Origin of the sequence: Corallococcus sp. CA053C (assembly GCF_003611675.1) — a bacterium.
Lineage (GTDB): Bacteria > Myxococcota > Myxococcia > Myxococcales > Myxococcaceae > Corallococcus.
Map to the genome: position 1 here is coordinate 1 of NZ_RAWA01000123.1, position 23,094 is coordinate 23,094.

General features: G+C 69.7%; 17 protein-coding genes. 5 read left to right on the top strand and 12 right to left on the bottom strand.

All coding sequences use genetic code 11. From position 1 onward, the window contains the following. Positions 1-97 precede the first annotated feature (97 nt). Complete coding sequence (locus tag D7V97_RS18060) at positions 98-1,285, top strand: cyclic nucleotide-binding domain-containing protein (protein WP_120611891.1); 1,188 nt, start codon at positions 98-100, stop codon at positions 1,283-1,285. A 136-nt stretch (positions 1,286-1,421) separates the two neighbouring features. Beyond that, positions 1,422-1,745 carry a hypothetical protein gene (locus tag D7V97_RS18065; protein WP_147444855.1) on the top strand — a complete coding sequence of 108 codons (324 nt, stop codon included), beginning with the start codon at positions 1,422-1,424 and terminating at the stop codon, positions 1,743-1,745. 9 nt (positions 1,746-1,754) lie between these two features. Here D7V97_RS18065 and D7V97_RS18070 read toward each other — a convergent pair whose 3' ends face one another. From D7V97_RS18070 to D7V97_RS18095, 6 genes are read right to left on the bottom strand one after another with little or no spacing between them, the layout of a single operon-like run. Continuing rightward, complete coding sequence (locus tag D7V97_RS18070) at positions 1,755-3,047, bottom strand: hypothetical protein (protein ID WP_120611893.1); 1,293 nt, start codon at positions 3,045-3,047, stop codon at positions 1,755-1,757. A gap of 53 nt (positions 3,048-3,100) precedes the next feature. Continuing rightward, a complete protein-coding gene (locus D7V97_RS18075) occupies positions 3,101-5,320 on the bottom strand; it encodes an ATP-binding protein (RefSeq protein ID WP_199728846.1) in 2,220 nt (739 codons plus the stop codon). Between the two features lie 15 nt (positions 5,321-5,335). Continuing rightward, positions 5,336-6,532, bottom strand: a complete 1,197-nt coding sequence (locus D7V97_RS18080; protein ID WP_120611895.1) for a hypothetical protein — start codon at positions 6,530-6,532, stop codon at positions 5,336-5,338. Positions 6,533-6,534: 2 nt separating this feature from the next. Then, positions 6,535-7,257, bottom strand: coding sequence for an ImmA/IrrE family metallo-endopeptidase (locus tag D7V97_RS18085; protein ID WP_120611896.1), 723 nt, complete (start codon positions 7,255-7,257; stop codon positions 6,535-6,537). Further along, positions 7,254-7,631 carry a hypothetical protein gene (locus tag D7V97_RS18090; RefSeq protein WP_120611897.1) on the bottom strand — a complete coding sequence of 126 codons (378 nt, stop codon included), beginning with the start codon at positions 7,629-7,631 and terminating at the stop codon, positions 7,254-7,256. Before D7V97_RS18090 ends, D7V97_RS18085 begins: the two co-directional genes overlap by 4 nt. Then, a complete protein-coding gene (locus D7V97_RS18095) occupies positions 7,618-8,232 on the bottom strand; it encodes an RNA polymerase sigma factor (RefSeq protein ID WP_120611898.1) in 615 nt (204 codons plus the stop codon). Before D7V97_RS18095 ends, D7V97_RS18090 begins: the two co-directional genes overlap by 14 nt. A 438-nt stretch (positions 8,233-8,670) precedes the next feature. Between D7V97_RS18095 and D7V97_RS18100 the strand changes: the two genes are divergently transcribed. The 3 genes from D7V97_RS18100 to D7V97_RS18110 all read left to right on the top strand — a co-directional run bounded on the left by D7V97_RS18100 (position 8,671) and on the right by D7V97_RS18110 (position 10,962). Continuing rightward, positions 8,671-9,468, top strand: coding sequence for a GNAT family N-acyltransferase (locus D7V97_RS18100; RefSeq protein ID WP_120611899.1), 798 nt, complete (start codon positions 8,671-8,673; stop codon positions 9,466-9,468). A 130-nt stretch (positions 9,469-9,598) separates the two neighbouring features. Beyond that, positions 9,599-10,243 (top strand): iron-containing redox enzyme family protein, encoded by a 645-nt coding sequence (locus D7V97_RS18105; RefSeq protein ID WP_233582933.1) that lies wholly within the window; start codon positions 9,599-9,601, stop codon positions 10,241-10,243. A gap of 107 nt (positions 10,244-10,350) precedes the next feature. After that, complete coding sequence (locus D7V97_RS18110; protein WP_233582934.1) at positions 10,351-10,962, top strand: hypothetical protein; 612 nt, start codon at positions 10,351-10,353, stop codon at positions 10,960-10,962. Positions 10,963-11,017: 55 nt separating this feature from the next. On the opposite strand, the gene D7V97_RS18115 is transcribed toward D7V97_RS18110, so the two are convergent. The 6 genes from D7V97_RS18115 to D7V97_RS18140 all read right to left on the bottom strand — a co-directional run. Continuing rightward, positions 11,018-12,100, bottom strand: coding sequence for a helix-turn-helix transcriptional regulator (locus D7V97_RS18115; protein ID WP_120611902.1), 1,083 nt, complete (start codon positions 12,098-12,100; stop codon positions 11,018-11,020). Positions 12,101-12,274: 174 nt separating this feature from the next. Then, positions 12,275-12,709 (bottom strand): hypothetical protein, encoded by a 435-nt coding sequence (locus D7V97_RS18120; protein ID WP_120611903.1) that lies wholly within the window; start codon positions 12,707-12,709, stop codon positions 12,275-12,277. A 124-nt stretch (positions 12,710-12,833) separates the two neighbouring features. Next, on the bottom strand, positions 12,834-13,688 hold the full coding sequence (locus D7V97_RS18125; protein WP_120611904.1) for an alpha/beta fold hydrolase: 855 nt from the start codon (positions 13,686-13,688) through the stop codon (positions 12,834-12,836). After that, positions 13,688-14,470, bottom strand: coding sequence for an alpha/beta fold hydrolase (locus tag D7V97_RS18130; RefSeq protein WP_147444856.1), 783 nt, complete (start codon positions 14,468-14,470; stop codon positions 13,688-13,690). Before D7V97_RS18130 ends, D7V97_RS18125 begins: the two co-directional genes overlap by 1 nt. 27 nt (positions 14,471-14,497) lie before the next feature. Next, positions 14,498-20,953 (bottom strand): non-ribosomal peptide synthetase, encoded by a 6,456-nt coding sequence (locus D7V97_RS18135; protein WP_120611906.1) that lies wholly within the window; start codon positions 20,951-20,953, stop codon positions 14,498-14,500. Next, positions 20,950-23,094: aminotransferase class III-fold pyridoxal phosphate-dependent enzyme (locus D7V97_RS18140; protein ID WP_120611907.1), on the bottom strand; the 2,145-nt coding region annotated here is incomplete at its 5' end. The genes D7V97_RS18140 and D7V97_RS18135, both read right to left, overlap by 4 nt.

A 23,094-nucleotide genomic window follows, 5' to 3' on the forward strand; every position in this document is an offset into this window, starting at 1 on the left:
GAAAGGGGTAGCTTTACGCCCGGGTTCCTGGTTAGTCAGGCGGTGGCGGCACCGGGCGCGTCGCCCCAGCGGGGCGGGCCCGGGAAGGGGAAGTGACATGGCAGGCGACACGGCGAGCAGCGGACGGAGCGGCGCGGCCCGAGGCGGCACGCTCCAGGTGGTGCAGACCCTGGCGGCGCAGGGAGAGCCGGAGCGCGCGGCGCAGCTCTACGAGGAGCTGGGCGCCGCGCAGCGTGAACGGCTGCGCAAGGAGGCCTCCCAGGGCACCGTGAAGGAGCGCCACTGGCTGGTGGACGTGCTGCGCAGGGCGCGCGACTTCACCGGGGCGGCGAAGCTGCTCGACGGCAGCGGCGACGACGTGTCGGTGGCGGACCTGTACGCGCAAGGCGGCCAGCACGTGGCGGCGGCGGAGGCGTACCTGCGCGCGGGCGAGGTGGAGCGCGCCGCGGCGGCCTTCGAGCGGGGCGGGGCGCTGGAGCGGGCGCTGGAGGTGTACCGGGGCCTGGGCGCGCGCGAGTCGATGGCGAACTGCCTGGTCCGGCTGGGGCGCCCCTTCGAGGCCGCGGACCTCTACCGCGAGCTGGGCCAGACGCACGCGGAGGCCGAGGCCCTGGGCGGCGTGCGCACCGAGGACCCCCGCTACGTCGAAGCGGTGCTGCGCACCTGCAAGGCGCTGGACTCCGAAGGCTTCACGCACCGGGCGCTCGCGGTGCTGGCGGACGCGCTGAGCAGCTCCGAACTGCTGCGCGTGGATCCGGTGCTGGTGACGGAGAAGGCGCGGCTGCTGCGGCGCATGGGGTTGGACGTGGAGGCCGAGGCGCTCCTCGCGCGGCTGGCCGCGGGCGCGTCCGTGCCGGAGGCCAGCGGTTACCGCTTCCTCAAGGCCATCCCCATCTTCGGCGAGCTGCCGCTGGACGACATGAAGGACCTCTACCGGGTGGCCCGGCCCGTGGCGGTGCCCCCTGGCGCGGTGCTGCTGGAGAAGGGCGCGCCCGGCACCGGGCTGCTGGTGCTGCTGGAGGGCACGGTGGACGTGTTCAGCGGCAACGAGCCGAACGCGCGGCTCCTCAACACGCTGGGGCCGGGGTCGCACCTGGGCGAAATCTCCCTGGTGCAGGACGGCCCGGTGTCCGCGAACGTGCGGGCGAAGACGGCGGTGCGTGCGCTGCGCATCACGCGCGAGAGCTTCCAGCACTTCCTGGCCACGCACGACACGGCGTCGCTGCACATCTACCGGCTCTTCACCCAGAGCCTCGCGGCCCGCGTACGGGCGCTGAGCGGCTGAAGCGCGCAGGGGCAGGGCAGGCGGGCCTCCGGGCGCTGGCTGTGAGGCGGCAGGCGAGCAGGGGGTGGGGGGCCTTTCGCGGCCCTCGGGTCGTCCTCACCCTCCTGGATGACCCTCGTGCTCGGAAGGACGCCCCATGGCTTTGATTGCGGCATTGAAGACGCAGGCTCGCGCGAACTGGCGCACGTGGCTGGTCCTGGCCGCCGCGCCTGTCGCCGCGCTCCCCTTCTTCGGGGTGGGAAGCTCACGGCACAAGCGGAGCGGGGTGTTCGCCCACGTGGCCTCGGGGGCCCTCGGGCTGGGCGTGGTGTCGTTGGCCTTCATGGGCCTGCGGCGGATCCCACGGAAGCCTCCCCGGAAGGCAGGCGGGAAGGCGTGGCAGCGGGCGCCGAAGGACTTCCCCATCTCCGGCTCGATGGTGCCGGACGAGTTCGCCGCGTCGATGGCGTCCGGCCACTGAGCGCAAGCCTCAGGGGCGGCGTTCAATGCCAATCGAGACCGACGGACCGGTGAGGGCTTCTCCGGTGCCGTCGGACAGCGAGACGATGCCCAGGCTCGCGGAGAACACGGTGGTGCCGGCGCCGCCCGTGCCCTTGAGGAAGCTGCGCACGCCGAGCTCGCCGAAGTTCCAACCGCTGGCGGAGCCGCCGCCCGCGCCGAACAGGGAGAGGCTGGGGGTGAGGGGCACCTGGACTTCGCCCCGGCCCGAACCGAAGCGGAACTGGTTCTCACGCGAGAGGATGGAAGAGCTCCACGCGATGTGGAAGCCGTCGAGCGCGCCCAGCCGCAGCACCTGCTGCACGGTGAGGCCAGCGTTGGACGCGCAGACGTTCTTGCCTTCGATGGCCTCGTACGTGTCCGGGTCCAGTTCGGGGAAGCACTCCTTCTGGCCGAACTGCGCGCCCGCGCCGATTCCGACTTCGAGGAAGTCGGTGGCGTAGGCGGCGGCGACGTAGGCGGAGCCCGGGGTGTGGCGAAGGCCGGTGCCAAGCCCGAAGCCCACGGGTTCCAGCTGGGCGCTCAGGACGAGGGGGAGCTCACCCGGACGCCATGCGACGAAGGCATCCAGCAGCAGGCCGCCAGCGCGAGCGGAGCGACCCAGCCGGGTGGTGGCGTCCAGCGCGAGGAACGGCCGGGCATGGAAGCCATAGCGCAGGTGGGGCACGCCGGGTTCGGGGAAGAAGAGGCGCGCGGTGGCGGGCGCATCGGTGACGACGACGGAGTCCCCCACGCGCACGGTTTCGCCCCGGCCCAGGCGGGCGAGGGCGGAGTTCTCGCGGGTCTCGATGACCTCGAGCACCACTTCGCGTTCGGCCTGCGTGCGGACCCGGACGCGGGAGCCTTCCCGCAGGCCCGCGGTGTCGCCGCCGGAGAGCGTCACGTCGCCATCCTTCACGGCGGTGACGGTGAGGTCTCGCGTTGCTCCCAGCGCGGACGCCAGCGAATCGGGCTGGGGCTGTTCGGGCGTGGCGAGTGAGAACGCGTGGGCCTCCTCGCGCTGCTCGATGGCGAGGAGGGACTGGCCGACGACGACGAGCCGCACGAAGCGCCGACCCTCCTCCAGGCGCCGCAAAAGCTGGGGCGAGGCGCCCTCGAGCTTGAGGACGGCGATGCCACCGCGTCCAAGCGCGGCGTAGGTCACGCCCTGGTGTGTGACGGAATCCAGGACGGGGCCCAGGCCGAGCGTCTCCGCTGCGCGGGACGCGGGGGAGGCGGGCGCCTGGGCGACGATGACGGAGGCGAGGAGGGCGGGCAGGAGCATGGCGGCTGGCTCTATATCGCTCCCACCCCCCACCGTCCCTGAGCTCCAGGTGACTAATCGACGAGCAGCCGCTTAACGGGTGCGGGATCCACGGCGACCATCAGCGGCCGGGTGAAGTGACTGAAGGACATCAAGGCCTGTCCCGGAGCGAGCCGCGACACGCGGTTCCACAGGCTCTCGTCGATGCTGCCCACGCTCTGCTTGAGCCGCCCGATGACCGACCCATCGGTGATCTTGTGGATGATGAAGTTGTTGAGCAGGGCGAGCACTTCGGTGGGCAGATGTTGGGGAAGCTGCGTGACGAAGACGAGCCCCAGCCAGCGCTTGCGGCCCCGCTTCGCGATCCGCGCCACCTGTTCGAAGAGGGTCTTCATCTGGGCGATGCGGCTGGCGGACAGGAACTCGTGCGCCTCCTCGATGATGATGATGACCGGGGTGACCTCTCCACCCTCGCGGTGGGCCTTCTCGTAGCTCACCTCCTGCCGCTCCTGGATCCCGCGCAGGATGTCCGCGATGACCAGGTTGTTGAGCTGGGGCGAGTCCGTGTCCGACAGGTCGATGACGGACACCCGGCCCGGGGAGAGCATGGCGTCGTAGCGAACGCCCTCCGTGGTTCCCATGTCGAAGATGTTCAGCCGGCGCAGCCGCTGGAGCTTGCTGGCCAGCGCCTTCCAGCTGATGACATTGCGGCTGCTCTGGGCCATCACCCGCCGCATGACCTTGCCGGGGTCGGTCTTGAACACGCTGAAGAGCGTCATCCCGTGGGCCGGCGTGGAGTCCTCCTCCTCCAGCGCCTCGATGTCCTCCTGGATCGTCCCCTTGGCCTTCGCGGCCCGACGCGGCCGGCTCTTCCCCTCCGCCTTGCCCTCGTCGCTCAGGCTGTAGAGGTACGCGTTCACGACGTCGAGGACGTGCTGGATGGTCATCTTCGGAAAGCCGGTGGACAGCTCATCGACCTCCAGGGCCTCCCTGCGCTCTTCCTCCGTGACGGGATAGACCTCGAAGTCCTCGAGCAGCAGCTTCGTGACGTCATACGCCTTGAGGAAGCGCTCCTGCTGCGCGTCCGACATGTCGAGGATCTCCGCCAGCGCATACGGCGACAGGCTGGAGAAGTTCAGCGAGAAGCGGTGCAGGTTCTTGTGGCGCGGGTTGCGGCTCTCCCGGCCGACGAGGTGATGGATGTGCAGGTCCTTCACGCCCTCGGGCCGCTGCCCCCGGCGCTTGAGGGTTTCGACCATCGCCACATGGTCGGTGGGCTGGTCCACGTGCGTGTATTCACCCTCCACGTCGAAGACGATGGTGGCGATGCCCTCGCGCTGGGCCCGGTGGATGAGCGTGGCCACCGTGGTCGACTTGCCGCCTCCCGTCGTCCCGATGATGCCGGTGTGCCGGGGCAGCACCGACTTGTCCCGGGCGTTGATCCGCGCCTCCATCTGCTCGTAGCCCACCACCGTCCCGATGATCATCTCGCCATTGACCCCCAGCACCGTCGCGCTCTCCTTTTCATCGAGGACGAAGACGGGGCTCTGGGGACGGGGACGGAAGCGGTGCGGCTTGAGGACACCCGCCGTCTCTTCTCCGAGGATCTCGACCTCCGCCCGGCCGTGGTACTCGAAGGTGTAGGTGAGCTTCTTGCCGTGGGTCACCACGCCAATGGCCATGGTGGAGTTCGCGGGAACGGCGTTCGGTTCCGCGAACGGGCCCCGGACCACGACCCCCAGGTAGGTCTTGTCGTCCTGGCGGCACTTGATGCGCACCAGGGTCTGCGAGGCGAGCCGGTGCAGGTCCTCCTTCGTCGACAGGACGGTGATGAGGTTGTCGTGGCTCGCGCTGGTGTCGAAGTGGGTGAATCCCACGGCGTTCTCCAGCTCGGGATCGGCCTTCAGTGCCTCCGCCTTCGCCTTCGCGGCGTCCAGCTCGTTCTTCGCGCCGTCTGGCAATGGCTGGACGACCTCATTCTTGACGTCTTTGGTGACGGGGGGCCGAGTCGGTGGCCTGGAAGGCTGCGAGCCCGGAGATGGAGCAGCGGGAGGCGCCGCGCTGGACGGGGGCTTGGGCGGCGCGCCCGGGCCCGACGCCGGACGTGGCCCGTTCATCTGGAGGTTCGTTGGCGGGCCCGCGGGCGGCCGGGCCGCAGGGACCGCCGCGGCGGGACGCTGCACGGGGTTGCCGGTCGGTGAAGGCACGGCGTGGCCGTTCAAGGGCCTGGCCTGGGCTACGCCGTTCGGTGTCGGACCGCGCCCCAGCGCGGTGTTGTTGCCATTGTCAGACATGATGGTCGTTCCCCTCTAGCGACGTGGCTTGCGTCCGTTGAAGTACTGAAGGCGTACGTCTGCTTGCGCGTAGGCGTCCTGGACGAGCCCCTGGAAGCCGTCCTCCCCGAAGGCGCTGCGGCACGTGGCCTCCGCGACATCGAGCAACATGGGAAAGCCCTGCTCCGGGCGGAGCACGCTGTCCGCGATGGCCACGCACGCGGCCATGTGGGCGTGCTTGACGTGCGCGTAGAAGATTCGGGGCGGGGCGTTGTTGGATGCGCGGAACAGGCCCATCACTACCTGGTGGCAGTACTTCTTCACGAACTCCCGTGCCAGCAGGAGCCCGTCCGCGTCGTACTGCCAGCCTTCCAGGATGTCCCTTCCCGCGCGCTCCATCGACTCGAGGATGACGAACTCCCCGGCATCGAGTGAATGGCCCATGGTGAGGAAGCCGCGGTCCTCCATCCGCGCGGACACGAAGACGAAGCGCGGGTGCTCCTCCATGAGCCGCGTGAGCATCTCGATCGACGCGGTCAGCAATCCCGTGTAGCCGGAGCCGGTGATGAGCTCATGCGTGATGGGATTGCCCTGGCCCATTCGCCATTCCGCCTTCAGCTTCTCCACCAGGATGGCGCGCTCGGCGTAGGCGCGGATACCTCGCCGGGCCAGCCGCGACAGGCTGTCCGGTCCGTTGCGCCCTGGGTGGGAGCGGTTCTGACGCATCTCGATGTACGCCGCCGCCTCCTGGTAGGGGTCCGGCGCGTCGACCGTCACCTCCCGGCGGAACAGCCGCTGCGAGAACGTGCCCGAGGTGCCGCCATAGCCAATCGCGGCGATGCCCAGCTGCGTGATGTCCAGGGGCAGCGTTTCATGGGTCACGGAGATGCCATTGACCGCCTCCACCTGGCCGGCGAAGAGCAGGCCGTCGTGGATGGCGGTCAGCTCCTCGGGGCTCATGCGGTAGAGGCCCGCGCCCTCGGGCGCATGGGGCCGGGTCTTCAGCTTGGGGAGCAGCTCCTGGCGGATGACGGACCGGAGCTGGTCCTCTTTGCGCATGGCGCCACCAATCTCCTCGCGGTAGCGCTGCATGATGGCCTGGAGGTCCAGGCCCTCGGCCCATGTCTCCAGGTTGAGCGTGCGTGACAGCTCCTCGCGGAACGAGCCGCGAAAGTCCTCGTCGCCCGTGAAATCCTCTTCATCGTCGTCGTCCCAACGCCCGTGGCCACCCATGGTCACCCTGCCTCCTCACCAAGAAATGAAACGATGGAGAATCGGGGGCGGCCTTGCTCACGGCGGAGGATCCGCACGTAGGTCTCCGCCACCGCGAGGGGCAGCCCGAAGTGCTGTCCGAGCCTTTGCTCCTCCTGGCCCTCCGGCCCGCTTCGCAGGACCTCCAGGGCGAGCTTCGCGGGCGCGAGCCACTCCAATGCCAGCCGGTCCGCGCGCTGCTCCGACCGGGCCACGGTCCCCGTCCCGATGGCGCCGGAGGGGCCCCGGTCCATCAGGTGGATCTGCACTCCGATAGGCACGTCCTCGAGCGCAGCGGTCAAGGTCTCCTCCGGAGTGGGATCGCGCTTCTCGTCCAGGACGTCCTGGATGCTCTCTCCGAAGAAGGCCAGGGCCCGCATGCGAGGCTGGAGGTGGTCGAGCACGAAGTGGCCCACCTCGTGGGCCACCGTGAAGCGTTGCTCGTCAGGGCTGTCATCCTGGTCGAAGAACACGAGCCCCTTGCCCTCCCACGCGACCATGCAGCCGTGCATCCGCCGGTAGCCGATCTCCACGTCCCTCCCGCGCTGAGCGAGCCACTGACGCACCTTCTCAGAGGTCAGGCTTCGCAGCGGGACGGGCCTCACCCGCAGGAGCAGGGACACATCCAGCGCCAGGTCGCGGGGGAAGGTCTCCGGAGCAGGCAGGCCACTGGCATTCACCGCCTCCTTCAACCAGGGCGGCATCATGGGGTGGGTTTGTCCTTGCGACTCCGGTCTCGCGCAGCGAGCTGGAGTCTGGCGACGCCGCGTCCGCTGTCATTCGCGGCCGTCGTCTCCATCTCTCCCATGATCTCCACCTGACGCAGCACGTTGACGAGCGCGAGGGGCGCCAATCCGAACCGCTCGCAGATCGCCTTCACCTGCTCGGCGAACACCTCACCCGTCGGCTTGCGGCACAGCGCGAGCATCTGCAGCGTCTGTTCGTTGCAGCCCAGCTCATCGGCCAGCGCCTCCGGGGAGCAATGTTCCAGCGTCTGATACGTGGCGAAGACCTGACCCAGCAGTCCGGGCTCGGTGGTGCTGCGCTGCGCCGCTCGCTTCAACCAATCAAGATTCGTCATCGAGGTCCTCCTTGCAGAGGCGCTTCAAGATCTTCTTCAGGCGGTCGGTGTGACGCCGCACGGCCTGCCGCATTTCTTCCTGAGGCAGGTGCGACAACCCCAGTGCCTCCGCCATCGACTCCATGGAGCACCGCTCTTCGGCGAAGATGACGCGGATGCCAGCCAGATCCCGCTCCGGCAGGCCGGCTCCTTCAATCCGCTGCACCAGCCGGTCCAGCCTCTGCTTGATGTCCACGCGCTCCTCCAACGAGATATTCGGAGCCGGTGGGTGAACTTCGAAAATCGTTCGTGGATCCTGCTCTCTCCGGTTTCTCGCGGTAGATGAGCGATAGCTGTCTTGGGCCTTGTGCTTGGCGATCTGCGTCAAGAAGGTACTGAGGCTGGCCTTGCTTGCGTCGAAGCGCTCGGGGTGCCTCACGTAGGCATAGACGGCATCAGCAGCGCAGGCGTTGGCTTCGTCATAGGAGCAGCCCAGATTGCGTTCCAGCGCCCGGATCAGCGGTCCCATGAACGTCATGAAGACGTCAAAGGTTGCCGTCGAGTCATGGCTCATCATTCGTTCGTGAAGGTCCCATCCCCGTTTTCGCGATGGACTGTTCATCCCCCACTCCTCACCGGCATGCGTGCGCCTGCTTTCAGGTTGGATTTCGGCCTGCCTGCACTTTCGCTACAGCCCTGTTGAGTTCGACGACGCGAGGTCGTTTTTCCTAGCCGTGAGGTTGATCGCCTTGAGGATCGATGTCTGTACCTCGGAGGTGGTAGTGCCTCGCGGGGCAGTGGGTCCGTGGCGATCCCCTGGATCGATAAAGACCCTGGGCTCCGAGCAGGACCGGACGCTGCGCACCTCCTATGGCCTGGAGGTCCCGCCCGATACCTTCGACACCCGTATCAATGAGAAACATCTGGCGGATCGACGCGGCGGGTGAGCACGGATCATTGAAAAAACTCAACCCGCGAGCGCACTCCGGCAAGCAGCAACGAAAGAAGGTGCAGGGTTGGCCAGACGGTCCGCCCTTCACCGCCGGATGCGAGACTCCCCATGACTCCCTTGAGTAGCCGTGTCGCTGATACCCAGCGCGAGCTTGATGATGCGCTCCGCGTTCGCTGGGACGTGTTTGGTGCGGAGCTGCGGATGCTGGGCGACAAGAAGCCGCATGCCCCGCGCGAGGCCAACTGCTTCGACACGTTGCCCACGACCTCGCACGTCCTCGTCTACTCGGGCGATGAGCCGGTCGCGACGTCGCGGCTGCTGTTGCCCAACACGGAGGTGGCGGCTTCGGCCGGCAGCGTCCTCGGGCTCGACATCGAGCGGAAGCTGGACCTGTCGCAGCTCGCCGCTCCGGGCCGCGTGTTCGCGGAGACGACGCGCTACTGCGTCTCCCGACACAACCGCAACGGCGCGGTGATGCCGCGCCTCCAGACGGCGCTCTACCGCGAGAGCCGCCGCCGCGGTGTCACGCATTGGATCGCCGCCGCGAACATGGAGACCGACTCCCCCGAAGAGGCGGACCTCCTCTACCGCGCAGCCGCTCGCAGGGGCTGGGTGAGCGACCGCTACCCCGTGCGGACCCGCGAGTTCCCCGCACCGCCGCCCGCGCCCGTGGCGCCCTTCCTCAAGCCGCCGGAACTGGAGCGCGCTCGAAAGGGCGAACTGGACGGCCTGCGCATGCCTCGCGTGCTGTCACTCTTCGCGGACAAGCTGGGCGCGCGCTTCATCGGCCCGCCCCACTACGACAAGGCCTTCCACCGCTTCACCGTGCCGCTCGTCGCCGCCCTGGATGAGATTCCCCAGGGCACGTTGCGCCTCTTCGCCCGTCTGGACGCCGACGCCGCCTGATTCAGGCTGGCGCGCTCCTTCTTCCCCTTCACCCTTCAACCCCAAACACCGGACCTTCACGGGACCCGGTCAGGAGACGTGTATGTGCAAGCAGCCGACGACGCAGGATCAGACCCCCAAGGCGGACTGGATGAGCTCCCTGAGGCACGAGGCGCGGATGCTCGTGCGGGAGCTGGACGCGACGCCTGGCGCCCGGCGCCTCTTCGAGGGCCGCATCCGCCAGGATGACTACGCCCACTACCTCATCCAGACGTACCAGTACGTGCGCTGGAGCACGCAGTTCCTCACGGAGTCCGGCGAGCGCATGAAGCGCGAGGGCCAGCACACCGCGCTCGCGGACCTGCTGCTCCAGAAGTCCGGCGAGGAGAATGGCCACGAGAAGTGGCTCCTCGCGGACCTGAAGAACCTGGGGTGGACGGCGGATCGCGTGGAGCGCGCGCCTGTCTGCTCCGCGGTGCGGGCCTACGTGGAGTGGAACCGCTTCACCACGCTGTCGGGCGTGCCCACCGCGTTCCTGGGCACCGCCTACGTGCTGGAATACCTCTCCGTGGAGCGCGCCCCCGCGTCGGTGGACCGGCTCATCGCGGAGAGCGGCATCCCGAACATCCACAAGGCCGTCACCTTCCTGCGCGGCCACGGCGCCGCGGACGGTGACCACGTGGCCGAACTGGAAGCGGTGCTGCGCGCGCTCACGTCCCCGGAGGAACAGGCCGCGCTGCTGCTGTCCGCCCGCACGACGCGCGCCCTGTTTCCGAGCTTCTTCCGGGAACCCTGAGCGCGCCATACCCCAGGAGGGGTAAAGACACGTCACCCCCGCCTGGACATCCTGCGCCCCGAACACCGACCTTTTGGGGGCGTTACACAGGCATGAGAATGTATCGGATGGCGGCAGTGGTGGCGGGACTGTTCCTGGCGGGCTGTGGCGGCGGAGACGACCCGGGGGAGGACACGACACCCCCGGAGAAGTGCTCGGCGTCGAACTGCACGGGCTGCTGTTTCAACAACACCTGCCAGACGGGGAACACCGCTTCCGCGTGTGGCAAGGCCGGGGCCACGTGCGCGGCGTGTGGCACATCCCAGGTGTGCCGGACGGATCAGATCTGCGGGGTGGATCCCGCGGGCGTCTGGCTCGTCCAGCCCGTGTCGGCGCAAATCACGGCCGGCAACAATGGAACGGCCTGGGACGCGGACAACTCGCCTCCGGATGTCTTCGTGGAGCTGGCCTGCCCGGGGATGACCGTGGCGTCGATCACCCCCGAGGTGCAGAGCTACACGCCCGCGTGGACGACGGGCGGGTGCACCGCGACGGCGGGCCGGCTGCTCGCGGAGCCTTGGAGGTTCCGGCTCTGGGACAGCGACCTGAGCAGCAACGACACCATCACGGGCGTGCTGCTGTTCCAGTTCAAGGAAGAGCACTTCACCGCGGGAACGGTCATCCTCCAGCCCTCGGGCGGGATGACGTCCATCACCCTCAAGGTGCAGAAGCAGCCGTAAGGCATTGCCACGCGCTGGTGCCTGGAGGCGACCTGCCTCCGGGTCCCAGCGCGGCTCACCCCGGCTTCTGCCGCCAGGCCGCGTGGTAGAGCAGGTCCGTGCGGCTCTCCATCCCCAGCTTGGGGAAGATGTTGCGCAGGTGCGTCTTCACCGTGTTGAGCGTCAGCCCCAGGTCGTGGGCGATGGCCTCGTTGGTCCAGTTGCTGAGCACGCCCTGGACGACGTCCGCCTCGCGCTTGGAGATCTTCTGGCGCCACTGCTCCGGGATGGGGATGGACCGCGAGCACTCCTGCAACATCACCGACCAGGGCCGGCTGCCGCGCTGCTCGGGCAGCTCCACGAAGCTGACCTTGAGGTGCGTCTGCTGGCCCGAGCGCACCAGCGTGTCCACGCGGGTCCTTCCCGGCATCTGGAGGTCCCGCAGCCGCCGCAGGTGCTCCGTCAACTCCTGTGGCAGCCGGGCATCACTGGTCTCCAACTCCGGGTACCAGCGCCGCAGGAGGGCCGTGGCGCCGGGCGTCCTCAGTGTCTCACGCTCTGGCGGCTCCACCACGACGCACTCGGCGCCCTGGTGGTGGAAGAGGGCATCCAACAGGTCGCCCCGCATCGCCACGTCGGAGAACATCCGGCAGTTGCGCACGGTGTTCACCAGGTAGGGTGTCAGCCAGTTCAGGAGCGCCTGCTCCCGCGTGGAGAAGGGCTGGGCGTGTTCGCGGTACAGCGTGAAGCCGCCGTGCCAGTCCTCCCGCAGCTCCAGCAGCACCGCCATCACGTGCTCCAAGGGCAGCCCCAGCTCGCGGCAGCGCAGGTACAGGAGGCTGCGCTTCAGCTCCCGCCGCGACAGCATGTCGGAGTCCCGGAGCGCCACGTTGGGCCGCTTCGCCACGGCCTCGCGCACGAAGTCCACCGCCGCCAGCTCCGGGTAGTGCGTGAAGAGGACCCCGGGCGCTCCCAATCCCAACCACTCGTAGTCGCCGGGCTGCTCGGGCCGGGACACGCACAGCGCCGCGTAGTCGGACGGCAGCAGCTGCGTGATGGCGCTCTGGGCACGGGACAGGACCTCCGTCAGGTCCAGGGAGCTGGACAGGGCCTGGGTCAGCTCGGAGATGAGCGACTGCTCGCGCACGGTGAGGTTCATCAGGGCCTCCCATCCGGTCCGCCGGACGGAAGGAGCCCGCCCGCACCGACGCGGTACAGGCAATGACTTAGCGGTGGGAGGCGCGCGGGTCTGTACCCCACAAGGGGTATGGACGGGTCCCCCTTCCGGCGGCCCCGTCCATGGCTGTCATTGCGCTGTCTGTCGAAGCCAAGCCTAATTGCCGGCGCTGCCCTCCACCGGCGGGGTGCCCGTGGTGGGGCTCGCGGAGCTGCCCATCTGCTTGTTCTGGTCCCAGGCCGGCGGCGTCACTTCCATCTTCGCGCCCTTGTTGCCCGGGGTGCCGGAGTGGGTCGCGCCCGGCTTCGCGGCGGCCGAGCCGTCGCCCGTGCTGTTGGTCCCCTGCTCGGTCGAACCGGAGCCGCCCACGCCCTCATCGGTGGCGGTGCTGTCCGCGCTCTCATCCGCGGGCTTGAGGACGCCGGTGCTGTTGGTGCCCTCCGTGGCCTTGTCCCAGCGCTGCGCGCTGTCCTGGGGCGCGTCGGTGGTCGCCTTCTGCTGCGCCGGGGGCTGGTTGTCGGTGTGGCTCTGCGCGAGCGCCTGACCGGAGAAGGACAGCGCGGCCAGTGCCGCCATCAGGGGGAGCTTCATGGGTAACGCTCCTTCGAAAGAACGGGTGGTCTTCCGAAGGTGGCGACCGTTGGGTGGGAAACAAGCGCTTGACGCACACCCGGCCGGTCGCCGCATTCCCGCTGGCAGGGCGGGCAGGCAGCCTTCAGCCCGTCGGCCTCGACTCCGTCAGGGCCCGGGGCGGCACGGCGCCCACCGCCCACGCGATGAGCTTGCGCAGCAGATCCGCGCGGTCGTCGGGCACGGAGAAGAGGTGATCCGCGTGCGGGTAGAAGGCATACGTGACGCGGTTCTCCAGCTTGAGCGGGGAGAACATCTCGTAGAACTGGCGTTCGTAGTTGTAGGAGAGCCCCATGCCTCCGGAGAAGACGAAGCAGAGGTTGACGCCGCGCTCCAGGAGGCGGCCGTAGTCCTCCATCAGCCGCGCCTGCTCCGGGTACTCGCGCGTGTAGACCTCATCCGCTTCGCCCGCCTCGCGCAGCTGGGCCGGCAGCTTGCGCTTGCGCAGGTAGCGGCTCCAGCGACGGGGGCTCAGGTAGCGGAACTGGAAGCGCAGGTGGTAGCCCGCCGTGCGGTACGTGTAGCCGTCGATGAAGGCCGCGCCCACCACGCGCGCGTCCTGCACCGTCACCGCGTGCACGCTGTCCACGCCGGAGCACAGGCCGATGAGCACGAAGCGGCGCTGGCCCTTCTTCTGCTCCAGGTAGTCGAGCGCCGCGCGCGTCTCCTCGCGGGCCCGCTGGAACTCGTCGGGGCCTCCGGCGCGCCGCGGGCGGCTGTCCCCCAGGCCGGACAAATCGAAGCGCAGCGTGCTGATGCCGCGCTCCGCGAGCTGCCGCGCCAGCTCCACCCACAGCCGGTACGGACCCACGTGGTGGTTGAGGCCCACGTTGGAGACCACCACCGTGGGCGCGCCCGGCAACACCTTCGCCGGATCCGGCTCTGTCAACACGCCCACGAGGGACTCCTCGGGGCCAAAGGTACACACACGCTCGCGCATCACGCGGCCTCCTTCAGGAGCGAGGTGATGGTCTGCAGGACGCGGTTGGACAGGAGCGCGGACTCCCGGACCGCCGACGCCCCGGTGTCCTCCGGCACGAGGTGGTGCTGGAAGGGCAGGCCGGTGGCTTCCAGGTGTCGCTGGAGGCGCTCGTAGTCGGGCTTGGGGGTGGCGGTCACCAGGTGCGTGCGCGTCGCGGGCCACGCGGGCAGCGCCGTGAGGTCCAACGCGAGGATGTCGTCGTGGAGCGCGCGGGGAAACGCGAAGCCGAGCAGCTCCTGGCGCACGTCCAGCGGGACCTCCGGCTGGGGAAAGAGCGTGCGGGCCGCCCGGCGCGTCTGGAGCAGCTCCAGCTCCTGGAGGTAGGCCGCGCCCTCCACCAGGGGCTCCCACAGCACGAGCCCGGCGGTGGACAGGCCCTCCACGGCGGCGCGCACGGCGAGCGCCGCGCCCAGCCGCATGCCCACGAGGGACACGCGCTGGACGCCGGTCAGGTCCTGCAGCTCGCTGACGGCGTGCCGGATGTCCTTCACCCACTCGGACACGCGGCCCTCGTGGACCGCTCCGGCGGAGTCACCCGTGCCGAAGTAGTCGAACCGGAAGACGTGGAAGCCTTCGCGCGCGAGCATTCCGGCCAGCTTCCGGAAGGCCCAGTGCGTCAGCATGTATTCCTGGGCGGCGGGGTAGCAGAGGACCACCCCGGTGGCGCGTTCAGCGCCTTGAGCGGGGTGGTGCATGCCGAAAAGCTGTCTTTCGGAGCTGCCGAAGAAGCAGGGTGTCACGGTTGGACCATTCTCCTCGACGGACGCTCAGTCCGAGCGCCCTGGCAGGTTGCGCCGCAGCTTATTGAACAAGCGTTGCGCCAGGGGAACAGAAGTCTCCTGGGTGGCAATCTTTGTCGTCGCGGCCGGCGGGGGCGCCGTCTGTGAGGTCGGCGCTGACGCCACGGGCGTGAGCTGAGAGGCCACCTGCTCCAGCGTGTTGAGCAGCAGCGTGCGCGGGTGCAGGACCTGTCCCAGCTCCTTCTGGACGCGCATCACCACCTGGAAGGACAGCAGGGAGTGGCCGCCGATGTTGAAGAAGTTGTCGTGCACGCCCACCTGGGCGATGCCGAGCACCTCCCGCCAGATGCGCGCCAGCTGCTTCTCCGTCTCCGTGCGGGGCGCGACGAAGGCGTCCTCGGCGGGACGCGCGGTGCCCGCCGGGGGCGGCAGGGCCTTGCGGTCCACCTTGCCGTTGGGCGTGAGCGGCAGCGCCTCCAGCTCCACGAAGTGCTGCGGCACCATGTACTGCGGAAGCTGCGTGCGCAGGTGCTTGCGAAGCTCCGTGTCCGTGTAGGCCTGTCCGGGCTTCGTCACGAGGTAGGCGACGAGGCGGCGGTCGCCGGGGCGGTCCTCGCGGACGAGGGCGACGGCCTGGGCGAGGGAGGGGTGCGAGGCGAGGGCGGCTTCGACTTCACCCAGCTCGATGCGGAAGCCGCGCAGCTTCACCTGCGAGTCATTGCGGCCCAGGTACTCGACGGTGCCGTCGGCCAGCCAGCGGGCCAGGTCGCCGGTGCGGTACATGCGCTCGCCCGGACGGTAGGGATTGGGCAGGAAGCGCTCCTGCGTCAGCTCCGGCCGGTGGAGGTAGCCCAGGGTGACGCCATCACCGCCGATGTACAGCTCGCCCGCGACGCCCACGGGCACCGGGGCCAGGTGCGCGTCGAGGAGGTAGAGCTGGGTATTGGCGATGGGGCGGCCAATGCGGATGGAGGAGAGGGGCGGCTGCACGCGCCAGGTGGTGGACCAGACGGTGGTCTCCGTGGGGCCGTACATATTCCAGAGGCTGCCGACGCGGGCGAGCAGGGCTTCGGCCAGCTCACGGGGCAGGGCCTCACCGCCGCAGAGGGCCTTGAAGCCCGGACGGGGCTGCCAGCCGGCTTCCAACAGCAGCCGCCAGGTGGAGGGCGTGGCCTGCATGACGGTGACGGCGTTGGCTTCCAGCGCGGCCTTGAGCAGCGCACCGTCGGAGGCGGTGTCGCGCGAGGCGAGGACCACCTGGGCGCCGGTGGTGAGGGGCAGCAGCAGCTCCAGCACGGCGATGTCGAAGGAGAGCGTGGTGACGGCCAGCAGCACGTCCTGGGCGGAGAGGCCCGGGGCCTCCTGCATGGTGGCCAGGAAGTTCACCACCGCGCGGTGCGGAACGCGCACGCCCTTGGGCTTGCCCGTCGAACCCGACGTGTAGATGACGTACGCCACGGCTTCGGGCGTGGCGGTGAGGGGCTCGGGGGCCGTGTCCACCTGCGAGGTCGTGTCCTCGACGAAGAGGGACTTCGCGGTGGTGGAGGGCAGGGTGCTCTGGAGCGCGCGCTGGGTGAGGACGAGCGACAGCTGCGCGTCCTCGACCATGAACGCGAGGCGCTCGGGCGGGAAGCCAGGGTCGAGCGGGACGTAGCCGGCGCCGGCCTGGAGGATGCCCAGCAGGCCCACGACCATGTCCGGGCCGCGCTCGGTGAAGAGACCGACGAGGCCTCCCGGCGTGACACCCGCCTGCTTCAGCGCATGCGCCACCTGATGGCTGCGCTGGAGGAGCTGACGGTACGTGAGCGTCACGGCCCCGGAGCGCAGGGCCACCGCGTCGGGCGTGGCCTCGGCCTGGGCGGCGACGAGGGTGTGGACGAAGGCCTCGCGGTTGAACGGCTGCGTGGTGGCGTTCCAATCCACCAGCACCCGCTGCTTCTCCGCCTCGGGCAGCAACGGCAGCCGCGCGACGGACACTTCCGCGTCCGACAGCGCGGCGCGCAGCAGCGTGCGGATCTGCTCAAGCATGCGGACGACGGTGTCCCGCTCGAACAGGTCGGTGTTGTAGTCCATGCCGCCGACGATGCCGCTCGCCGTCTCCTTCACCCAGAAGCTCAGGTCCAGCGGCGTCGCGTGCGCGTGCACGTGCACCTGGCCGTAGGTGAGGTCACCCAGTTTGGAGCCGCGGTTGCGGACGTCCTGGAAGGTGAAGAACGTCTGGAACAGCGGCGTGCGGCTCAGGTCGCGCTGCACACCCAGCTGCTGCATCAGCAGCTCGATGGGCATGTCCTGGTGGCCGAAGGCCTCCATGCACGTGGTGCGCACGCGGTCCAACAGCTGGCGGAACGTCAGCTCCGGTCCCATCTGCGTGCGCAGCACGAGCGTGTTGACGAAGAAGCCGAGCAGGTCCTCCACCTCGGGATGCGAGCGACCCCGGATGGGCGTGCCCACCACCAGGTCCTCCTGGCCCGTGTAGCGGTGCAGCAGCGTCTTGAAGGCCGTGAGCAGCACCATGTACAGCGTGGCGTTCGACTCACGGCCCAGCTTCGTGAGCGCGTCCACCTCGGCCCCGGTGAGGACGAACGGCTCCGTGCCGCCCTTGAGGCTCATCTGCGCGGGGCGCGGCTTGTCGGTGGGCAGCTCCAGCGCGGGCAGGTTCCCGGACAGCTTCTGGCGCCAGTAGCGGGCCTGACGCTCCAGCTCCTCGCCCTGGAGCCAGTTGCGGTGCCACTCGGTGAAGTCCGCGTACTGGATGGGCAGCGCGGGGAGCTTCGGCTCCTCACCCTTCGTGAGCGCCGCGTAGAGGACGTCCAGGTCGCGCAGGAACACGTCGAACGACCACCCATCCCAGATGAGGTGATGGGGCATGAAGAAGAGGACGTGCTCGGCCGCGCCCAGGCGGAACAGCGTGAGCCGGAACAGCGGCGGCGCGGTGATGGGGATGGACTCGTCCGCCAGCGCCTGGAGTCGGCGCAGCAGGTCCTCCTCGCGCTGGTTCGCGGGGACGGGCTCCAGGTCCACCGGCGCCAGCTCCACCGTCAGCGTCGGCGCGATGTGCTGCACCGGCGTGCCTTCATCCCAGCGCACGAAGGTGCGCAGCGCCGCGTGACGCTCCAGCAGCTTGTTGAAGCTGCCGCGCAGCGCGTCCACGTCCAGCGCGCCGTGGATGCGGAACGCCGCGGGCAGGTTGTAGACGGCGGTGCCCGGGTTGAGCTGCTCCAGGAACCACAGCCGCTGCTGCATCAGCGACAGCGGGGCGGGTTCGGTGCTCTTCCGGGGTGCGATGCGCTGCGCGGGGCTCGTCGCCCCGTCGTCACCGCGCACCAGTCGGGCCAGCTTCTCCACCGTGGGCGCCTCGAACATCCGGCGCAGCGTGAGGCTGACGTCCAGGTCGCGGCTCGCGCGCGTGAGGGCCTGCGAGGCCAGCAGCGAGTGTCCGCCCAGCCGGAAGAAGTCGGCCGTGACGCTCACCCGGCGCAAGCCCAGCACGTCGGCGAAGATGGCCGCGAGCTTCTGCTCCGTCTCATCGCGGGGCGCGACGTACGCGTCCTCCTGCGATCCCACCTGCGGCGACGGCAGGGCCTTGCGGTCCACCTTGCCGTTGGGCGTGAGCGGCAGTGCGGGCAGCGCCACGAAGTGCTGCGGGACCATGTACTCCGGCAGCCCCTGCTTGAGGTGCGCGCGGAGGACCTCGTCCGAGGGCGTCGTCTGACCGGGACGCGCGATGAGGTAGGCGACGAGGCGGCGGTCGCCGGGGCGGTCCTCGCGGACGAGGGCGACGGCCTGGGCCAGCGACGGATGGGAGGCGAGGGCGGCTTCGACTTCGCCCAGCTCGATGCGGAAGCCGCGCAGCTTCACCTGCGAGTCATTGCGGCCCAGGTACTCGACGGTGCCGTCGGCCAGCCAGCGGGCCAGGTCGCCGGTGCGGTACATGCGCTCGCCCTGACGGTAGGGATTGGGCAGGAAGCGCTCCTGCGTCAGCTCCGGCCGGTGCAGGTAGCCCAGGGTGACGCCGTCACCGCCGATGTACAGCTCTCCGGCGACGCCCACGGGCACCGGGGCCAGGTGCGCGTCGAGGAGGTAGAGCTGGGTATTGGCGATGGGGCGGCCGATGCGGATGGAGGAGAGGGGCGGCTGCACGCGCCAGGTGGTGGACCAGACGGTGGTCTCCGTGGGGCCGTACATATTCCAGAGGCTGCCGACACGGGCGAGGAGGGCTTCGGCCAGCTCACGGGGCAGGGCCTCACCGCCGCAGAGGGCCTTGAAGCCCGGGCGGGGCTGCCAGCCGGCCTCCAACAGCAGACGCCAGGTGGAGGGCGTGGCCTGCATGACGGTGACGGCATTCGCTTCGAGCGCGGCCTTGAGCAGCGCACCGTCGGAGGCGGTGTCACGCGAGGCAAGCACCACCTGGGCGCCGGTGGTGAGGGGCAGCAGCAGCTCCAGCACGGCGATGTCGAAGGAGAGCGTGGTGACGGCCAGCAGCACGTCCTGGGCGGAGAGGCCCGGGGCTTCCTGCATGGTGGCCAGGAAGTTCACCACCGCGCGGTGCGGCACGCGCACGCCCTTGGGCTTGCCCGTCGAACCCGACGTGTAGATGACGTACGCCACGGCTTCCGGAGACACGTCCAGCGCGGGGGGCGCGGACTCCGGCTGCGAGGACGTGTCCTCCAGCAGGAGCGGCTTCACGGTGGAGGACGGCAGCGACGCCACCAGCGACTGCTGCGTGAGGATGGTGGAGAGCTTCGCGTCCTCGACCATGAAGGCGAGGCGCTCGGGCGGGAAGCCTGGATCCAACGGGACGTAGCCCGCACCGGCCTGGAGGATGCCCAGCAGGCCCACGACCATGTCCGGGCCACGTTCGGTGAACAGGCCGACGAGGCTTCCCGGCGTGACGCCCGCCTGCTTCAGCGCATGCGCCACCTGGTGGCTGCGTTGGAGGAGCTGACGGTAGGTGAGCGTCACGGCGCCGGAGCGCAGGGCCACTGCGTCGGGCGTGGCCTCGGCCTGGGCGGCGACCAACGTGTGGACGAAGGCCTCGCGGTTGAACGGCCTCGTGGTGGCGTTCCAATCCACCAGCACCCGCTGCTTCTCCGCCTCGGGCAGCAATGGCAGACGCGACACCGGGGCTTCCGCGTCAGCGATGACTCCGCGCAGCAGCTCCTCGTAGCAGGCCATCCAGCGGCGGACCGAGGCGCCCTCGAAGAGGTCGGTGTTGTACTGGCACTCCAGCACCACGCGGCCGTGGGCTTCCGCCGCGTTGATGAACAGGTCGAAGTTCTCGTAGTGGCGCGGGTTGCTCGCCAGGGTGCAGGTGAGGCCCTGGAACGACAGCTGCTCGCCCGTGACGGCCTGATCCACGTTGAACAGCACGTTGACGAGCGGCAGGCGGCTCGGATCTCTCGGCAGCGCGAGCTGCTTGAGCAGCGTGCCGAACGTGTACTCCTGGTGCTCGTACGCATCGAGCATCGTGGTGCGCAGCTGCTTGATCACCTGCGTGAAGGGCGCCTCCGCGGACACGTTGCTGCGCAGGGGCAGCGCGTTCACGCAGTGGCCCACCAGGTCCTTCAGCCCGGCCACGGACTGGCCCGCGGCGGGGATGGCCACCACCACGTCCTCCAGCCCCGTCAGCCGGTGCAGCAGCGCCTTGAAGCCCGCCAGCAGCGTGGTGAAGAAGCTGCCGCCATGGCGCGCGCCCACGCGCTTGAGCTGCTCGACGAGCGCGGGCTCCAGGACGTAGTCCTCGCGCCGGGAGCTGTACGTCTTCGACGGCGGACGCCGCTTGTCCAACGGCAGCTCCAGCACCGGCAGCGTGCCGGAGAACCGCTGGAGCCAGTAGCGCTCATGCTCCGCGTACTCCGGCGTCGTGGCCAGCTGCGCTTGCGCGCGGGCGTAGTCGCTGAACGTGGGCGCGGGCGCCATCACCGCCGGCACCCGGCGCACGTGCGCCGAGTAGAACGCCGCCAGGTCCCGCAGCATCACCGCCATGGACCAGCCGTCGCACACGATGTGGTGCGCGGTCAGCGTCAGCAGGTGCTGATCCGCGGCCAGCCGGACGATGCGGGGGCGCAGCAGGGGCCCTGTCTCCAGCGACAGCGGCGTCTCCACCTCGTGGGCCAGCAGGTCGCGGACCCGCGCCTCGCGCTCGGAAGCCGGCAGCGCGTCCAGCGCCAGCACCTCCAGCGGGAGCGGCGCGGCGGCGGCCACGCACAACGTGAGGCCGTCCGCGCTGAACGTGGTGCGCAGCGCTTCGTGCCGCTCCATCAGATCCTGGAGCGCGGCGCGCAGGCACTCCAGGTCCAGCGGGCCCTGGAGCCTCACGGACATGGACTCGTTGAAGGCACAGGACGCGTCGGGGCCCATCTGCACGCCGGTCCACACCTCGCGCTGGGGCTCGGTGGACGGCGCGGTGAGCAGCAGGGCGGGCCCGGCGAACGGATCAAAGTCGTCGGGGAGGGCCTGGTTCGGGGTCGCGGGGGTCTTCATCGGGTCTCGCTCAGCTTGACGAACTTGCCGGGCACCGTGGGGTGCGGGACGAACCAGGCCGGGTTGCCCTGCGGATCACGCCCCAGGCGCGCACCGGGGACGGGGGGCTGGTTGGAATCAAGGGCCACCGGCGCGGGCGCCTGCGTCTGACGGGCGGTGCCCGGCAGGAAGCCCGCGTCCTGCAACTCGGTGACGCTGTCCTGGAACGCGGTGATGAGGCGCTGCAGGTCCGCTTCCGAGTGCGCGGTGGTGAAGAAGCACGGGAAGCCATCCCAGATGTGGATGCCCTTGTCGCGCAGCAGGCAGAACAGCAGGTCGCCGTGCGAGATGTCCGCCGTGACGAACGTCTTCCACAGCGACCCGAAGTGCTTGATGCGCAGGGGCGCGCCCACGTCGTCGAAGAACGCGTTGAGCGTGCTCGCGAGCTTGTCCGCCTTCGCGCTCACGCTGCGCTGCAGCTCCGGGCCCGCGGCCTTCATGTGCTCCAGCGCGGCCTTCGCGGCGGCGAGCGCCAGCGGGTGGCGTACGAATGTGCCGGCGAAGTACGTCACGCCCACCGTGGGCACGGACTCGTCGCCGAACTGCCAGTGGCCGCCGTCCAGCGCGTCCATGAACGGGCGCTTGCCCGCGATGACGCCAATGGGCATGCCGCCGCCCACGACCTTGCCGTACGTCGCCACGTCCGCCTGCACGCCGAACACCGCCTGCGCGCCGCCCGGGTGCATGCGGAAGCCGGTGATGACCTCGTCGAAGATGTAGACGGAGCCGGACTTCTGCGTGAGGTCGCGCAGCTGGTGCAGGAACTCGCGCGGCTGGAAGTCGGGGCGTCGGCTCTGCACCGGCTCCACCATGATGGCCGCCAGCGAGTCCGCGCGGGAGCGCAGGATTTCGAGCGTCTCCGGCGTGCCGTAGTCCAGCACCAACACGTCCTGCACCGCGCCCGCCATGATGCCCGGGGCGGCCGGCACGGTGCGCAGGCTCTTGGTGCCGCGCACCAGCACCTCGTCGAAGATGCCGTGGTAGCTGCCCGCGAAGATGGCCACCGTGCTGCGGCCGGTGACGGTGCGCGCGATGCGCAGCGCTCCCATCACTGCCTCGGAGCCGGTGTTGCACAGGGCCGCGCGGTCCGCGCCGGTGAACTCACAGACGAGCTTCGCCACCTCACCCGCCAGCGGGTGCATGGGCCCCAGCTCGTAGCCGTCGTCCACCTGCTGGTGCACCGCCTGGGTGATGAAGTCCGGCGCGTGGCCGAACATCACCGAGCCGAAGCCGTTGAGCGCGTCCAGGTACTGGTTGCCGTCCACGTCCCAGAGCTGCGAGCCCTTGGAGCGGTTCACCACCAGCGGGTAGATGAGCTCCTTCAAGAGCGGCCGGAAGCCCGTCACCACGCGCGGGTCGGACAGCTGGGAGCGGTTCTCCTGCGCCGAACGCTTGGAGCCCTGCGTCTTCGCGTTGTAGCGGCGGGTGAAGTCCTCCAGGAACGTCTGCTGGCGGGGCGTGAGCGCGTCCTTCGGCGCGAGGCTGATGCGCGCGATGGCGCCGAACGCCTTCTTCACGTCGTACTTCACCGGGCCCTTCAGCTCGGGCTCGTCCGCCACGGCGGCGGCGACAGGCGCGGGCGCCACGGAAGCCTCCGGGGCCACGGCCACCGGGGCGGGCGCGGTGGCCTGGAACTGGACCTGCACCGGCGCGGACGCGGGCTGTCCGGACAGGAGCGCGAGCTGCTGGGTCATCAGGCGCAGCTGCTGCTCGATGACCGCCTGGAGCGTGCCCGCGGGCGCGGTGGCCTGGAACGCGGGCGCGCTGCCGGCCGGCGCGGCGACGACCTGCTGCTGCGCGAGGATGTTCGCGGCGAGCTGCGCGGGCGCGGATGGAGCGGCGGCCACCGGAGCAGGCGCGGGAGCCGGAGCGGCCTCCGCGGGCATCCGGCCGTCGAGGTACGCGGCGAGCTGGCCCAGCGACGGGACCTCTTCCAGCAGCTGCCGGAAGGTGACCTTCACGCCGAACTGCTTCTGCACCGCGAGCGCCGCCTGGGTGAGCACCAGCGAGTCGAGCCCCAGCTCCAGGAAGCTCGCGCCCGCGTCGGCATCACCGAGCTCCAGGCCGCTGAGTTCTTCGAACAGGTTGCGCAGGGTGGGGAC

Bases quoted from the DNA above. Each gene is read 5' to 3' on its own strand.
- D7V97_RS18060 (WP_120611891.1), top strand. From the start codon at position 98: ATGGCAGGCGACACGGCGAGCAGCGGACGGAGCGGCGCGGCCCGAGGC.
- D7V97_RS18065 (WP_147444855.1), top strand. From the start codon at position 1,422: ATGGCTTTGATTGCGGCATTGAAGACGCAGGCTCGCGCGAACTGGCGC.
- D7V97_RS18070 (WP_120611893.1), bottom strand. From the start codon at position 3,047: ATGCTCCTGCCCGCCCTCCTCGCCTCCGTCATCGTCGCCCAGGCGCCC.
- D7V97_RS18075 (WP_199728846.1), bottom strand. From the start codon at position 5,320: ATGTCTGACAATGGCAACAACACCGCGCTGGGGCGCGGTCCGACACCG.
- D7V97_RS18080 (WP_120611895.1), bottom strand. From the start codon at position 6,532: ATGGGTGGCCACGGGCGTTGGGACGACGACGATGAAGAGGATTTCACG.
- D7V97_RS18085 (WP_120611896.1), bottom strand. From the start codon at position 7,257: ATGATGCCGCCCTGGTTGAAGGAGGCGGTGAATGCCAGTGGCCTGCCT.
- D7V97_RS18090 (WP_120611897.1), bottom strand. From the start codon at position 7,631: ATGACGAATCTTGATTGGTTGAAGCGAGCGGCGCAGCGCAGCACCACC.
- D7V97_RS18095 (WP_120611898.1), bottom strand. From the start codon at position 8,232: ATGAACAGTCCATCGCGAAAACGGGGATGGGACCTTCACGAACGAATG.
- D7V97_RS18100 (WP_120611899.1), top strand. From the start codon at position 8,671: ATGACTCCCTTGAGTAGCCGTGTCGCTGATACCCAGCGCGAGCTTGAT.
- D7V97_RS18105 (WP_233582933.1), top strand. From the start codon at position 9,599: ATGAGCTCCCTGAGGCACGAGGCGCGGATGCTCGTGCGGGAGCTGGAC.
- D7V97_RS18110 (WP_233582934.1), top strand. From the start codon at position 10,351: ATGGCGGCAGTGGTGGCGGGACTGTTCCTGGCGGGCTGTGGCGGCGGA.
- D7V97_RS18115 (WP_120611902.1), bottom strand. From the start codon at position 12,100: ATGAACCTCACCGTGCGCGAGCAGTCGCTCATCTCCGAGCTGACCCAG.
- D7V97_RS18120 (WP_120611903.1), bottom strand. From the start codon at position 12,709: ATGAAGCTCCCCCTGATGGCGGCACTGGCCGCGCTGTCCTTCTCCGGT.
- D7V97_RS18125 (WP_120611904.1), bottom strand. From the start codon at position 13,688: ATGCGCGAGCGTGTGTGTACCTTTGGCCCCGAGGAGTCCCTCGTGGGC.
- D7V97_RS18135 (WP_120611906.1), bottom strand. From the start codon at position 20,953: ATGAAGACCCCCGCGACCCCGAACCAGGCCCTCCCCGACGACTTTGAT.